Raw genomic sequence first — 15416 nt, 5'->3', positions numbered from 1 at the left:
AATATATTATCCCCTTTTAATTATGGGGTAGGGAGTAATATTCAACTCTTTTAAAGCTTCTCCTTCTACGTAATGAGGAGCCTTCATTAATAAATCTTCTGCTTGTTGATTTAATGGAAATGCTATTACTTCTCTAATATTATTCGAGCCAGTTAATAACATAACGATTCTATCAATGCCTGGGGCAATTCCCCCGTGTGGAGGAGCTCCAAATGTAAAAGCTTTAATCATTCCTCCAAACTTTTCATCTACCTCTTCTTTACTATAGCCGGCAATATCAAACGCTTTATACATTATCTCAGGTTTATGATTTCTAATGGCGCCACTTGATATTTCAATACCATTACACACTATATCATATTGATATGCTTTAATATTTAGTAATTCCTCTACGGTATTGGCAGTTTCAAGCGCAATCATCCCTAAATGCGGCATAGAAAAAGGGTTGTGGCTAAAATCTATTTTACCAGTTTGTTTATTTAATTCGTAGAATGGAAAATCAGTAATCCAGCAAAACTCAAAACTATCTTGCTTAAGTAATCCCAATTCTTCTGCTAATTTTGTTCGTAATTTGCCAGCAAGCTTTGCCGCTACCTCTATTTGATCACTAACAAAGAAGACAGTATCACCTCCTTGTAGATTGACACTGGTTTTTAACTCAAGTAATTGCGGGGCAGTTAAAAATTTTGCGATAGGACCTTTACTACTACCATCTTCTAAAAATTGAATATAACCTAGTCCTTTAGCGCCTTCTAACTTAGCAAAATCAAGCATCTTGTCAAAAAAACTTCTAGGTAAATTCGCAGCCTTAGGAGCAGGAATAGCCCTAATCACTAGCCCGTTTTTGATATTTTCTTTAAAGATTATAAAATCAGTATCTCGAAATAGTTCAGTAACATCAGTAATAATAATTGGATTCCGTAAGTCCGGTTTATCAGTACCATATTTTAATATTGATTCCTCATAAGGAATACGGATAAAAGGAGTATTGGAAATTTTTTTATCGGAAAATTTAGAAAATATTTCATACATTATGGGTTCAATAATGTTAAATATGTCCTCTTGTGTAACAAAAGACATTTCAATGTCGAGCTGATAAAACTCCCCGGGAGATCTATCAGCCCTAGCATCTTCATCTCTAAAACAAGGGGCTATCTGAAAATATTTATCAAATCCTGATACCATCAGTAGTTGTTTAAATTGTTGAGGAGCCTGTGGCAATGCATAAAATTTTCCAGGATGCAATCTGCTAGGAACTAAAAAATCCCTCGCCCCTTCAGGGGAGCTACCCGTGAGAATAGGTGTGTGAAACTCAGTAAAACCATTATTAGCCATAAGTAAGCGTAAATGAGAGATAACTTTTGTTCTCAACATAATATTATTATGCAGCTTTTCACGTCTTAGGTCTAAAAAACGATACTTTAATCTAGTATCCTCTGGAGCTTCTTGATCAGCATTAACTACAAATGGTAAGGGGGCAGCATGCGATTCAATAATTAACTCCTCTACTAATACCTCAATCTCCCCTGTATCTAATGAATTATTTATTGTTGCAAGGGTTCTGGCAACGACCTGTCCTATAATTGTTATCACTGATTCGTATTTTAAGCAGCTGGCCTCTTCCATTAAAGTTAGATTTTGATCACTAAAGACTAACTGCGTTATACCGAAATGATCTCGTAGATCAATAAATACTAAGCTGCCATGATCTCTTCTCCTATGCACCCAACCAGATAGCTTGATTCTTGCTCCAACATTTTCTATCCGCACCTCTCCACAATTATGCGTCCTATATTTATGCATCTTTTATTCTATAATTATTTAATGATATAGATATATAAAAAATATTCTCGTGACGCAATAGGCATGTTATAAAATGGTAAAATATCTTTTTTTTATGTCAGCCTAATATTAGCATATTTTAACATACTTTCCACATAAGGCGTTATAGAGAGGGGATTTTGTCGTTGCAGCGTACCTCCATTCCTCACCTATAGCCTACGCCCTGTGGACAGAATCCCGTCAACATTTTCAATTTATGCAAAACATCTATTACCTTATGCTTGACCGACCATTTTTGTTAGCAGGTTCGTTCTTCTCCTCTAATATTTTTTTCGTAAAAGATACAGTTTGCGGTGGCGCAGCAGAGATAACCTCTTTAGAAGATATTGTAGTATCTACAATATCTGACTGTTTTGCAGGAGTCTCTACTTTGTTAGGTAAAAATTCTTTATGTTTACAGACTGTCTCCACTACGTTTTGTACTGCCTGAAGAGTAATACCACCCTGCTTATTAAACTCTTGATTAAACTCTCGATTAAAGTCTTGTACTAACTGTTCCTCATGATTTTTTCGATATTTCTGATCAAGATTGGAGATCCCTTCCGTTAATTTCTCGCGAATCTGCGCTTGAAAAGATGCATCAATTTTGAGATGGGGGGTTTTTATTAAGTTAGTCATTATTTTGGTAACCAGAGGATCTGGTTCCTCAGATCCCTTGTATAATGTAGTTAATTCTATAGAAATATCCTTTAACTTATTGGAAGCCAGTGATCCTACGGTAGGATCAAAACCAGGAACCAAGCTTTTAAACTTATCAACCCAAGTTTTATTTTCGTTAAGACACTTTTGGAGATATTGTACAATCTCTCCCTTATGTGTTTGTAACTTAATAAAGTCTAAATTGGTTAAAATCGGAGTTAACTGCCGGAACACTTCCTGATGCTGCGCAGATAAAGCATTACGTGAAGCTCCTGTAATACTTCCGATAGCTTGTTTAATTAAGTTTTCTGCCATATCAGAAGTCAGCCTTTCATATTCTTGTTGGAATACTAAGTTAATCGCCGAGATAAATTTATTACTCTGCTGCTCAGGAGGAAAATTTTTTATGGCTTCACTGATATCATTAATCTTTTTATCCCGTTGAGTAGCAATATTTTGTAGTAAAGCATAGACTAACTCTTGATGTATAGTTATTGATCCTATATGAGGCGTCACCTTTACCAAATCTTCTTTGTCTAAATTGGCTTTCAGTATAAACATTTTTGCAGCATTCTCTATTTCTGGACTCCACTCGCCTATTTTGTTAAAAGGTAGTTCTGTTATGATTGAAGTAATTACTGCATTAGTGGCTTTAGAAAGGGTAGCACGCTCTATGGCATTAAGGTGTAAGGAATATTCTTTCATTCTCTCCTTTTGATCCCCTTGCTTAATTATATCCTCAAACTCTTTTATTTGATGGGGAGTTTTGTCTGTTTGTGCCCAAAGTTCTTTAGCTTTATCAGTTACCGTACTAACATATTGGTCTTTTGGAAGATGCTGATCTTGAACTTCTAGCAGAATGCTTTTAACAATTTGAAAGGCTTTAGAATCATCAGGTAAATGCGGTAATATAAATCCTTTTAAATTTGCCTCTAATCTTGCTAGCAAATAATCGGCCTTGTTTTTTTCTGCCTCTGAATCCATAAGAGCTTTAGCAGCCTCTGTATTCTCCTTAAGCCCCTTTAACAGCTCCTCTATTTTTTCATCCGATGCATTATTGCGGAGCCACTCTCCGCCTAACTCTAATACGGATAGTGTGGATTCATGATATGCCACAGGTTTCCTATCTTGTGAAACGGGATCGCACAGGACCACTTTATAAGTATACAACCTCCCTACCAATTGACCTATATCTTTTAACTCCTTTGCTACCTTTGCTACCCTAGATGATATAGAAGGATCTGGGTCCTTTACAGCTAAATCTTCATGGCTACCATACCCTTGATCTAAATCTGATAGATTAGAAGTGATAACAGGGTTAATATTAGCTGACTTAGTATCTTGTTCCTCGCTCATTACCAGCCCTTCTTGCAGGCCAAATCCCAAGGACTCCATAGAGGAGGCAGCTGTTAAAAATTGATTGTCATACTCATTATTGCTAGCACTAGAAACACTCCTACTAGATATACTCCCTCCTATCCCCGAATCTACGGAGGTGGATCTTATTAGGGTGTTATCATCTCTTAGAGTATGATTATTATTGGGATCTATACTATCTAAGTTTTTATCGCTCTCGGGCTTAGAAATTGGCAAGGCAGTACTGCCAATATCAAAGGAGTCAGCTCTTATGGGTTGCTGATCTACTGCCAGGGTACTATCGCTATGATAGCCGGCACTATCAGTACTAGTGGAACTTCTAGATGATATGGAACCTATTGGAGTGTTAAGTAACTCTTCGGCACTTCTATCACTAATACTTGAACGCGCAGAAGTAGAAGAATTGATAGATTGATTATCCGCCCTAGACGCTTGCAAACTATTTCGTGCTTTATTTACTTTATTCTTCTGATCTATTATTTTTACTCTATCATCATTAGGGTTGACTATATCCCAGGCTTTTAACTTCATCTTCGATATTGTAGTATCACGGAATCTTTCTTCTTCTACCTTAATATCTGGCAGAAATTTTTCCTTAAATTCTACCTTCTTATTCTCTCTATTTGTGATATCTTCGGGTAAGAATATAGTGGAGTCAAATAATTGAGGGTCAAGTCTCCTCAGCCTAACTAGTTGCTCATTAGTAATAGCTGATAACATTTTTGACGACTCTGGCAAATTCTGGAGAGCGCGCAGTTGTTCTGTACTAAAAATCTTTTCTCGTTTTATGACTTCTTGCATATTGTTAGTCTTAACAATAGCCTCAACTCTCTTATAAAGCTCTGTATTAGGCACTTGATGTTCAAACAATTTCGTGGTAAAGAGTTCTAACCCTGATGCAACTTGTTGGGCGACAAATTGACTATTTGCTTGTTGATGATTATCCTCTATCAATTTTTTGACTTTCACAAGGGCCTTAGTAGAAATAGTAAACTGCTGATTTCGTTTATTAATTTCTCCATATTGATTAAGAGATATTGTTATCCCGCTAATAATCTGTTCCTGCTCATTCGCTAAATATTGAGAATCTAAAGATGATAAAACTTCATGTAACTTATTAAAGATTTTGTCTACTTCTTTTGATTCTATTTTTCCTCCACATCCTTTCACCACTTCTGCCAATATATCTGTAGCAAAAGCTTCACTACTTTTTGTGAGGTTGCCTTTCTTACTCAATTGAGCAAGAATTTCCTTACCTTGTCTATTTTTTTCTGCATTTTGTTTTAAGTCCTCTTCAGGAAAAACGATACTATCAAATATTCGAGGGTTAAGTTTCCTCAAATCAGCTATGTGGGCAAAATCGTATTTTTTACTTTCCCCTTCAACAAATTCTGCACCAAAATTACCTTGCCGATCTTGAGTATTCACAACAAATTTTGATAGTCTCTTTTCTAATTCCGAATCAGATATTTTATGATTAAACAGTTCCTTTTTAAGATGTTGTATAACAAACTCTGTATTTTTTGCAGTAATGTCGGATTTAAGGTTTAATAAATATTGGTCCAGCTTTTTAAACTTCATATTAAGAGATTTATTAAACCAACTACCTTCTACTGCAGTGCTAAGGTTATTTACAATATTTCTTACTAGAGCTTCTTGATGCGTTTTGATATACCCTTCATCACATGTATCTAATACTGCTCCCAATTTTCTTTGCAAATTATTGCGCTCTTTCCAGCTAAATTTCCCTTGCCTTTTTGTTTCAATTAATTTAAGTGCCTTATTTATTATTTTGGTATTTAATACATCTATTTCAGCGATCTGCACGCCTTGTATTTTACTGTATTCTGCCCTTTCATTAGCACTAATAATTTGGTTTAATTCTGTACTAGAACTATTATTAACGTTTATATCTTCTGTTAATTTTCCTACCAACTCAGCATTTTTAATATTAGCCACATGAACGTTAGCCAAATCGCTGCTCTCTATATTACTAACTGGATTTGTTAATGGTAATTTATTAATCTTATCTTGCACTATCTCGTTGTTCTCAAATATCTCCTTAAACCTCTCTATAGCATCCTGCGCTACTTCCTCATTTTTATCACCTTTGAAATCTTCAATCCAATTCCTAAAATCACGCCATTGCGCGCCTGTAATATTTGCTACCTGAGCCGCTGGAATGCTCATCTGATTATCAACATATTCTATACCTAAAATCTCAGCGATTTCGTCTTCATCAAAATCAAAATGCTCCTGAATGTAACTCGATAGTTCTGAGGCTAGCTTAATATTTTGAATATCATTGGCAAATTCTTGGTTGAGATTTTGAGAATTGCGGTGATCTTGCGGAAAATATCTTAAAATATATTCAGCTTCTTGCTCAGTTAATTGTATCTTTCTATCAGCAGTGTAAATACTATCGAGATCAGCCTCTTTTCTTTGTAGAATGCCATTGATAACATCTCCAGCAATTGCATGATCATTTAAAAACTTAGACAATCTTTCATTAAGAAAACTTATTTGATGTGGTACTGGTTCTGCTGTCTCGTCCGATACTCTAGTTGAATGATATGGAGTTCTTATGGTCATAATAACACCTTAGTTAGTTGTTAATATTTTAGAGATAAGATCACTCTATAATGCTACATCATTTTACAATAAATACACTAAAATCGCAAACAATTAATTACAAAATGAATTTATGCTGCGGCCCGAGGTAATTTAGTTGTTTAGTTGAGGAAATTCTAATACAAACATCATCAGGTATTTCCATAAGGAACCTAGAAGGAGACGAACGTAATATTTCATGAAACATCCTGCGACTTTCAGCAAAAGTAATATATAATTCTTTCTTGGCCCTAGTAATACCCACATAAGCAATGCGCCGTTCTTCCTCTAAACCTTTATCTCTTTCTTCACTTAAAGCACGCTGATGAGGAAATACTCCTTCTTCCCAACCTGGTAAAAACACTAAATCAAATTCCAGTCCTTTTGCTGCATGCAGCGTCATGATAGTCACAGAACCTCCAAAATTAGTTTCGAGTTCTTCATTTTCCATCACTAAGCTAGAATGTTCTACAAAATCATGAATATCCCCAAATTCTGCCACTGCTTTCAGCATTTCATTAATATTCTCAATTCTGCCCAACGTTTCATCAGACTTGTCTTCTTGCAGCATTCCATAATATCCAGATTCTTCTAATAATAATTTAGTTACATTCACAGCTGGTTCTTCAGTATAGCACCTCTTCCAATTATCTATATTAGTAATTAATTTCTTTAAATTATCCCGGACTTTGCTTTTAAAATTCCCTTGTTCTAACATTAGGCGTATCGAAGATAAAATAGGTAGATTATGGGTAGTAGCATAATCTTTTATTTGCTTTAAAGTAGTATTGCCTATGGCTCTTCTGGGCACATTGATAATTCTCTCCAGCGCTAAATTATCACTATGATTTAAAGTAATACGTATATAAGCAAGTAGGTCGCGTATTTCCATACGTTCGTAAAATTTCAGTCCTCCTATTATTTTATATGGCAGAGCATTACTAATAAACACCTCTTCAAACGCTCTAGTCTGAAAACTAGCGCGCACCAAAATAGCAATGCTACTAGCGTTATATTGGTTTTGTTTGATTAGTTTATCAATTTCTGAGACAATAAATCTTCCCTCTTCTTTCTCATTCCAGCAGGAAATAATTTTAATTTTCTTACCATCATTTTTATTGGTCCACAAAGTCTTCTCATGGCGATTTTTATTGTTATTGATCACATTTGAAGCAGCTGTTAATATTTCAGAACTTGAACGATAATTTTGCTCTAATTTTATAATCGTCGCGTTAGGAAAGTCTTTCTCAAAACGTAATATATTGCCTATTTCTGCCCCACGCCACCCATAGATAGATTGATCATCATCACCTACGCAGCATATATTTGTAGTGCTGCTTGCCAACATCCGTGCCCACAGATACTGAACAGCATTAGTATCTTGATATTCATCGATTAAAATATATTTAAATTGTTCTTGATAATATTTTAATATATTCGGGTTTTTGATAAACAACTCATTATTGTAGAGCAGCAAATCACCAAAATCTACTACGTTTGAGGCAAGTAAATTGGCTTGATATATCTTATAAATAGATTGAGCTATTTTATGAATTGGCAACTTAATATCTGATTCTGAAATTTTATAAGGTAACAAGCCCTGATCCTTCCAGCGTGATATAATAACATGTAAAAGTTTAGGAGCATATTTTTGGGAATCGATATTTTCCTGCTTAATTATTTCTTTAATTTGTTTTATTTGCTCATCTTGACTAATAATAGTAAATCTACTGTTTAAGCTTAGGTTTAAATGTTCCGCTTGGCTCCGCAAAATCTTTGCTGCAATAGAGTGAAAAGTACCTATGTTTAGGCCATAACAATCAGTCATTTGTCTTATTCGTTCTTGCATCTCTTTGGCGGCTTTATTGGTAAAGGTAACTGCTAAAATATTCCAAGGGCTAGATAAATCTTTATGAATTATATTGGCAACTCTAGTGGTTAATACTTTAGTTTTGCCGGTGCCAGCACCAGCAAGCACTAGAAGAGGGCCTTCTGAATGAAGAGAAGCAGCTAATTGTTCAGGATTTAGAGAATTTAGGAAACTGTGATCCATTTAAACTGTTATTGAGGTTAAGAATAAATTTGTTAGTAGACTTTAAATCTATCTAATTTTAACACACTTCACAAATTGCTGCCATTTCTTGTAAGTCACCGCTACAATGCAGTACCACATCACAACCTGCCTCTTTTGCTTGAACAGCAACTTTAGCAATACTGTCAGTAAATATTGCTTTCAGTTGCGGTAATACTCCCACTAGCTGTTGTTTTTGTTCTGAGAGGTTAGCATCGTCCGTAATAACCTTGCCTGTAATAAGTTTTGCTAGAGTTTCATTATATCTAGGGTTGTCAATATCCTGCTTATCTAACAAGCTTAGCAGTTGTTTTGCTAAAAAATAAGGTGTACAATCTTTTGTACTGCCTGTCTCTCTTGTATGCAGAGCATGCATACAAATATCATCGGTAATTAATGTACCTTTGAAACCAATATCCTCTCTAATAAACTTGATCGCTTCTGCCGATAAGGTGACTGGTTTGTTAGGATCTAACGCTTTATATATAATATGAGCAGTCATCGCCCATATATCTTTGTTACTAGTAGCTAGTTGCCTAAATACTTCAAAGTCGGTTTCTTGTAATTCATTTAAGGGAGCATCTATCACCGGCAAGTTATAATGACTATCACAAGTAGCTCTACCATGACCTGGTATATGTTTAATAATAGCAATGCCCCCTTGATTGGCGATTGCCCTGATTGCGGCACTCCCTAAATCCACTACTTTTTGTACTCCGCTACCAAAGCTACGATCTCCTATCACCTTATCAGCCCAAGAATAACGTAGATCTGCAACTGGAGCACACGGGGAATTTATTTGATACTCTTTTAAATCACTCATTAAACTAGAATAATTTTTATAAACCTTATCACATGCATCTTCGACATTATTATCATACATTTTCCCAAAAGACTCAGCTGTAGGATAGTTATTCTTTATAAGTGGCGGCCTTAACCTAGCTACCCTACCCCCTTCTTGATCAATCAAGATTAAAGGTTCATCAGAATATAAACTTTTTAAATCTTGCACTAACCCTTTGAGCTGCTCAGGATCAACTATATTTCTTTTAAAGAGAATAAATCCCCAAACTGGATTTTCGTGAAATAATTTTCTTTCCTCTTGGCTCAGAGCAGGTCCGGCTAAACCAAATATTAACGATTTTTTGGACATATAATTACCTATCTATTTTTTTTTGTAAGTTACTAAATTTTGAATATTGACTATCATAGTGAAGTTGCACATTACCAATAGGACCATTACGATGTTTAGCTATGATAATATCTGCAACATTATAGACTTTGTTTAATTTATTTAACCATTCGGTATGTTTCTCATCTCCTGTTGAAGGTTCTTTTCGTGTTAAATAATATTCTTCACGATAAATAAACATAACTATATCTGAATCTTGTTCAATAGAACCAGATTCGCGTAAATCAGATAACATAGGTTTTTTATCTTCTCGTAGTTCTACTGCTCTAGAAAGCTGCGCTAAGGCAATTATTGGAATATTTAATTCTTTAGCTATCGCTTTTAATCCTTGAGTAATTTCGGAAATCTCATTAACCCTGTTTTCTGATTTGCTGATTCCTCTAATTAATTGTAGATAATCTATAAATAATATGCCTAGATTATTCTTACGTTTCATTTTTCTAGCTCTGGTACGAATAGCACCAATCGACAAAGCTGGCGTATCGTCAATGAAGAACGGTAAGCTACTCAGGTTAATCACTTCTTTACGTAACGTATTATATTTATCCTCAGTAATGTGACCAGACCGCAAAGCAGATGAATCAATTTCTGTATACATTGAAAGAAGGCGCGTTGTAAGCTGCTCTGACGACATTTCAAGCGAGAAAAATCCTACTGATTTAACAGCTTCATCTGACTCAAGCTTTTGAGAGAGCATAAAATTACACGCATTGACCGCAAGATTTATGGCAAACGTTGTTTTCCCCATCGAAGGACGCGCCGCAATGATCACTAAATCTGAATTATGAAAGCCTGACAATATTTGATCTAAATCAATTAAACCTGTAGAAATCCCTATCACGTGAGCAGAATTCTTCATAGCTCTATTGATGCTCACCAGAGAGTCAGCTAAGGATGCAGCAATCTTAATAAAACTCTTATCGTTAATCCCTTCACTAGCTAAATTATATAATTTCCCTTCAGCGTGCTCTATTTGCTGGTTAGAATCATATTCTAGTGATGAGTCATACGCATTATTAACAACTTCTTCCCCTATTTTAATTAAGTACCGCCTTACTGCTAAATCATAGATTATCTTACCATAATCCAGAGGATTAATTACCATCATTGACATAGTAACTAGCCTACCGAGATACTCACTACCCCCTAAATTTTTGAATAATTCATCTCTCTCTAGCATATTTTTAAGCGTGACAGGAGTAGCAATTAAACCTTTTTCGGTGAGTAATTCAATGGCATTATAGATTTTTTGATGTAATGGCTCAAAAAAATGATCTACTCTTAAAAATTCTGATACCCCATTTAAATGATCATGATTCACTAATATTGCCCCAAGCAACATTTGCTCGGCTTGAATATTTGAAGGTAACACACGACTAACAGGAGTAACCTTTGGTACCTCATTTAACTGAACTACTTGACTTACCTCTTCATTAATTTTGTTGCGAGCCATAATTTACCAAATAAAAATACCTCATTATACTCATCAAGCGCTTAAAAATCAGGGCTCTGTTAAGAAAAATTATGCTTTTAATGCGGGTTACCTAAATGATCATAATAATCATCCGCTGGTTTCCTCTCATCCTGCCCTGCTTTGCTTAATTGCGGATCGACATCGCGTTTAGGGAGAAACTTCTTCAGGAAATTGTTATTTAATATAAAATTAAATAGCCAGTTCACTTTTACCTCCTTGAGCAGACTGTTTTATTCCATTGAATCTATGAATTGCTTCTCCGATTTTTGCAGCAAATATATAAATTATATGACATACTAACTAAATATATAGGAACTTATCCTTGATTTAAATATTTTTCTGCTTGAAGCGCTGCCATACAACCAGTACCAGCAGCCGTAACTGCTTGTCTAAAAATTTTATCCTGCACATCTCCGGCTGCAAAAACTCCTTTAATACTAGTTTCTGTAGAATTAGGTTGTGTGATAATGTAATTATCTTGATCTAGATCAAGTTGCCCTTTAAATAAATTAGTATTAGGTATATGTCCAATTGCTATAAATATACCTGTGCAATCAACTATATTTATTTGACCATTCTTAGTATTTTCTAATTTAGCGCTAGTGACAGATAGCGGGTCTAGCGTCCCCTGCACTTCTATTAATTTATGGTCCCAAATAACTGATATTTTGGGGTTCTTAAATAATCTATCTTGCAGGATTTTTTCTGCGCGAAAATTATTGCCTCGATGCACAACTGTAACTTTAGCAGCATGATTAGTTAAATATAAAGCTTCTTCTACTGCGCTATTTCCTCCCCCAATCACCAATACATTTTGATTTTTAAAAAAAAATCCATCACAGGTAGCACAAGCAGACACTCCATAACCTTTAAATTGTTGTTCGGAAGGAATATCAAGCCATCTTGCTTCAGCCCCTGTACATATTATAACACTATCTGCTTGATAATTTTTACCAGAACCAGTAGTAGCAATAAAGGGCCTGGCTAGTAAATCAATTTTTGCTATATAATCAGAAATGATCTGGGTACCTACCTTTTCTGCTTGCCTAGCCATTTGCTCCATTAACCATGGCCCTTGTATGGTGTCAGCAAAACCGGGATAATTTTCAACATCAGTAGTAATGGTTAATTGTCCTCCTGGCTGCATGCCATTAATTAATATTGGCGCTAATCCTGCTCTTGCCGCATAGATTGCAGCAGTGAAACCAGCAGGACCTGACCCTATAATAAGAAGTTTAGTAGAAAAATTCATGCATTACCTATCTTCACACGTTAGTTTTTTTTTAAAGACAGTTTGTTATACCCCAGACTTCAATTTAAGTCACTTAAAAATATGCTCACCATAAGTGGCATATATATCACCACAAAAAGTAATGAAAGAAAAACTGTAGTAGCAACTTTTTCTGGATAGAACTTCTGTAAATTTGCTATAACAATTATATTCGCAGCCATGGGAGCGGTAGACAATAATTTTAAAGCATTGTAAAGATTCTCGTCATATATTTTAAAAATTAATCTATCTAGCAAAATAAATATCCCTACCCCTATAGGGTAGAATAAAAATTTTGCTAAAAAAGTGGCTAGAGTAAATTTAATATCTATCTCAAATTTTTGTAATACTGACAGTGCGAGCCCTACCATGACCATACCCAAGATAGAGAACGCTCCTCTCATATTATGGGTGAAATCATCTAAAAAATCAGGTAAAGTAAAACCTGCGAAACTAAATAAGCAACCCAATAAAAAACCATTTAAAATTGGTAATTTTATAACTTTTAAAATACTCTCACTAGTATTAGAAAAGCTTCTGGCACAAATGTAAAAGCCTACCGTTGTTTCGAAAATATTTACCCCAATCACTGCCATCATATACAGGCTCAGCGTATAATCATCAAAAAGCGCAGAGGCAATAGGGAGCATAAAATACCCACCATTAGCAGTCCCTGCCGATAACGCTATAATATTTCGTGTATGATCCTGCCAATAACTACCAAAAAAAAAATAGGAAAATAAGGATAGTAAAGTAGCGATACAAAACGTGATGACAGTTACACTTAATGCTGATAGCGTTAGAGTAGTACTAGCGGGAATAGCAAAAAAAACAATCGGGGAGATGAAATAGAATAATAATGAGGCTATACTATCTCTTTCAACCTTAGAGTATCGTCCTGCTAAAAAACCAATTATTACACTTAGTAATACGGAAATTGTTTTAAAAAAGACTATACTAAAAATTGCCATTTAACAAAATCCAGGGGATATAGTATCACTATGTGTTAGGTTGTGTGAAGGAAATTGTTAGAAAATAGCAGATTTACTAAGAAATGAGAAGTGATTTTTCTGGTTGGCTAGGCCAATTTATCATAATAAATAATTTACCACTGGGACTGGCTAATCTATAGTCTTCATTACTAGGCGTAGAAGTTATTTTTCTCCCTTACTTCCCGTAAACCAACACATAAGTTTCCCACTTCTGTTCTATATATTTTGTTATTTAAATAATTACTCTCTAATCTTAGATTTTTAAAATCTTTATCACTGATAGGTAAATATTGACAAATCTTAACTAAATCTTCATCAGTAATAAAATGTCTTCGCGGTACATCTATTTTACTGGCCCCTTCTTCCCTATATCCTGCCATAATTTTCATTTTATCAATAAAGGTAGAACTATAATTATCAAATCTTACTTTCTTCCAAGCATTAGATGGGTTAACAATATAATTTTCAATATTAAGCAAAGATTTAATTTGAGCGTTATAATCTTGCTGTAAATTATTATTTGCGATAATAGGTTGTAATATTTGATAAATTGGCTCTAAATATTCAACATCTTTAATAGCATAATCTAGCATATCCGCATTAATAGGACGCTTTAACCAATTAGATCTTTGATAAGTTTTATCGACTTGGATTCCACAAATTTTACTGCATATATCAGCATAACTTAAATATTTACCAAAATTACTGAGACCCGCTGCAATTTGGATATCAAAAATATTCTTAGGCAATTTTTTGAATAAACGATAAAATATTTCAAAATCCTCTCTGGGAGCATGAAATATTTTTAAGATCTGATCATTAAGAAATATTTCATTAAGAGGGGATAGGTCTATTTTACTTAAATTATCAATTATCATCTTATGATCACTAGTGATAACTTGGATAATACTAAGCTGAGCAAAATATGTCCTTTCTCGCACAAATTCAGTATCAACTCCTATAACCTTATACTGCAATAGCTGCTCACAAAAGTTATTTAATCCATTTTGATTATCTATAATCAGCATCTTGACATTGATATTGCGATATTAATTTAGGTCTATATCATAAATTGACAGTAAATTCAGAACAATTAATTACTTAATGTTAAAAAATACGGTACATGATCAGAAGGCTGTAACCAATTTCTAGCATCTGGTAAGGAATTGATAGAGACAATATTATCTTGTAAATTATTGCTAGTCCAAGCATGATCTAGCCTCCGTCCCCTATTTGTTTTTTGCCAATCTACATTCCGATAACTCCACCAAGTATAAAATTTCTGATCATAGGGTACCAAATGGCGGCTACTATCTATAAATTTTAAGGAATGCTGTAATTTCAACAAGGCGTCTCGCTCTACCTGCGTATGACTTACTACATTGCGTAACTGCCGACTAGACCATACATCATGTTCGTGCGGCGCAATATTCAAATCTCCCATTAACACAATTTTACTCTCCAAGCCACGATTGCAACAAAACCATTCTTCTACTAACCGTATATATTCTAGCTTATGTTTAAATTTTGCATTAAGATGAATATCAGGTATGTCTCCACCTGCTGGCACATAAAAATTATGTATCTCTACTCCCCCTATTTCCACCGCGATATGTCTTTTATCTTGATTATACAATTCAAGAGAAAATTTATTAGTGAAAGGTAATTTAGATAAGATAGCTACTCCATTATAAGATTTTTGTCCAGAAAAATATGTATGTTCATATCCCATATCAATAATAGCTTGATATGGGAAAAAATCATCTATTGTTTTAATTTCCTGCAAAGCTATCACATCAGGCTGATGTTCTTCGATTAACTTCTTCAGTAAGCCAAGGCGTAAGCGCACTGAATTAATGTTCCAAGTCACCAACTTCATTATAATTCTCCAAATTATTTCACTTTAATTCAAGCTAAGAATAAATTCTTGTAAACTAATAGCATAATAA

At 34.6% G+C, this 15416-nt stretch carries 10 protein-coding genes; all 10 read right to left on the bottom strand.

All coding sequences use genetic code 11. The annotated features are described in order from the left end of the window. Nucleotides 1–6: 6 nt before the first annotated feature. The 10 genes from aspS to xth all read right to left on the bottom strand — a co-directional run bounded on the left by aspS (nt 7) and on the right by xth (nt 15346). The gene (gene aspS, locus ACFELV_RS03880) at nt 7–1803 is read right to left on the bottom strand and encodes an aspartate--tRNA ligase (RefSeq protein WP_375326838.1); all 1797 of its coding nucleotides are present in this window, start codon (nt 1801–1803) and stop codon (nt 7–9) included. 249 nt (nt 1804–2052) lie between these two features. Further along, nucleotides 2053–6450, bottom strand: a complete 4398-nt coding sequence (locus ACFELV_RS03875) for a hypothetical protein (RefSeq protein WP_375326837.1) — start codon at nt 6448–6450, stop codon at nt 2053–2055. Between the two features lie 97 nt (nt 6451–6547). Continuing rightward, nucleotides 6548–8521 (bottom strand): UvrD-helicase domain-containing protein, encoded by a 1974-nt coding sequence (locus tag ACFELV_RS03870; protein WP_375326836.1) that lies wholly within the window; start codon nt 8519–8521, stop codon nt 6548–6550. Between the two features lie 58 nt (nt 8522–8579). Continuing rightward, nucleotides 8580–9692, bottom strand: a complete 1113-nt coding sequence (locus tag ACFELV_RS03865; protein WP_375326835.1) for a glycoside hydrolase family 3 N-terminal domain-containing protein — start codon at nt 9690–9692, stop codon at nt 8580–8582. A gap of 4 nt (nt 9693–9696) precedes the next feature. Then, nucleotides 9697–11184 (bottom strand): replicative DNA helicase, encoded by a 1488-nt coding sequence (locus ACFELV_RS03860; protein ID WP_375326834.1) that lies wholly within the window; start codon nt 11182–11184, stop codon nt 9697–9699. 77 nt (nt 11185–11261) lie between these two features. Beyond that, nucleotides 11262–11411 (bottom strand): hypothetical protein, encoded by a 150-nt coding sequence (locus ACFELV_RS03855; RefSeq protein WP_375326833.1) that lies wholly within the window; start codon nt 11409–11411, stop codon nt 11262–11264. 110 nt (nt 11412–11521) lie between these two features. Then, on the bottom strand, nt 11522–12457 hold the full coding sequence (gene trxB, locus ACFELV_RS03850) for a thioredoxin-disulfide reductase (protein ID WP_375326832.1): 936 nt from the start codon (nt 12455–12457) through the stop codon (nt 11522–11524). Nucleotides 12458–12516: 59 nt separating this feature from the next. After that, complete coding sequence (locus tag ACFELV_RS03845) at nt 12517–13446, bottom strand: AEC family transporter (protein WP_375326831.1); 930 nt, start codon at nt 13444–13446, stop codon at nt 12517–12519. A gap of 170 nt (nt 13447–13616) precedes the next feature. Then, nucleotides 13617–14495 (bottom strand): ribonuclease D, encoded by an 879-nt coding sequence (locus tag ACFELV_RS03840; RefSeq protein ID WP_375326830.1) that lies wholly within the window; start codon nt 14493–14495, stop codon nt 13617–13619. A 65-nt stretch (nt 14496–14560) separates the two neighbouring features. Next, nucleotides 14561–15346: an exodeoxyribonuclease III gene (xth, locus tag ACFELV_RS03835; protein WP_375326829.1), complete on the bottom strand. Its 786-nt coding sequence runs from the start codon at nt 15344–15346 to the stop codon at nt 14561–14563. Nucleotides 15347–15416: the final 70 nt, after the last annotated feature.

It is taken from the genome of Candidatus Tisiphia endosymbiont of Nemotelus uliginosus (assembly GCF_964264835.1).
Taxonomy (GTDB): domain Bacteria; phylum Pseudomonadota; class Alphaproteobacteria; order Rickettsiales; family Rickettsiaceae; genus Tisiphia.
The sequence above is the reverse complement of the archived record's forward strand: the minus strand, read 5'-3'. Positions and strand labels throughout refer to the sequence as shown.

Bases quoted from the DNA above. Each gene is read 5' to 3' on its own strand.
- aspS (WP_375326838.1), bottom strand. From the start codon at position 1,803: ATGCATAAATATAGGACGCATAATTGTGGAGAGGTGCGGATAGAAAAT.
- ACFELV_RS03875 (WP_375326837.1), bottom strand. From the start codon at position 6,450: ATGACCATAAGAACTCCATATCATTCAACTAGAGTATCGGACGAGACA.
- ACFELV_RS03870 (WP_375326836.1), bottom strand. From the start codon at position 8,521: ATGGATCACAGTTTCCTAAATTCTCTAAATCCTGAACAATTAGCTGCT.
- ACFELV_RS03865 (WP_375326835.1), bottom strand. From the start codon at position 9,692: ATGTCCAAAAAATCGTTAATATTTGGTTTAGCCGGACCTGCTCTGAGC.
- ACFELV_RS03860 (WP_375326834.1), bottom strand. From the start codon at position 11,184: ATGGCTCGCAACAAAATTAATGAAGAGGTAAGTCAAGTAGTTCAGTTA.
- trxB (WP_375326832.1), bottom strand. From the start codon at position 12,457: ATGAATTTTTCTACTAAACTTCTTATTATAGGGTCAGGTCCTGCTGGT.
- ACFELV_RS03845 (WP_375326831.1), bottom strand. From the start codon at position 13,446: ATGGCAATTTTTAGTATAGTCTTTTTTAAAACAATTTCCGTATTACTA.
- ACFELV_RS03840 (WP_375326830.1), bottom strand. From the start codon at position 14,495: ATGCTGATTATAGATAATCAAAATGGATTAAATAACTTTTGTGAGCAG.
- xth (WP_375326829.1), bottom strand. From the start codon at position 15,346: ATGAAGTTGGTGACTTGGAACATTAATTCAGTGCGCTTACGCCTTGGC.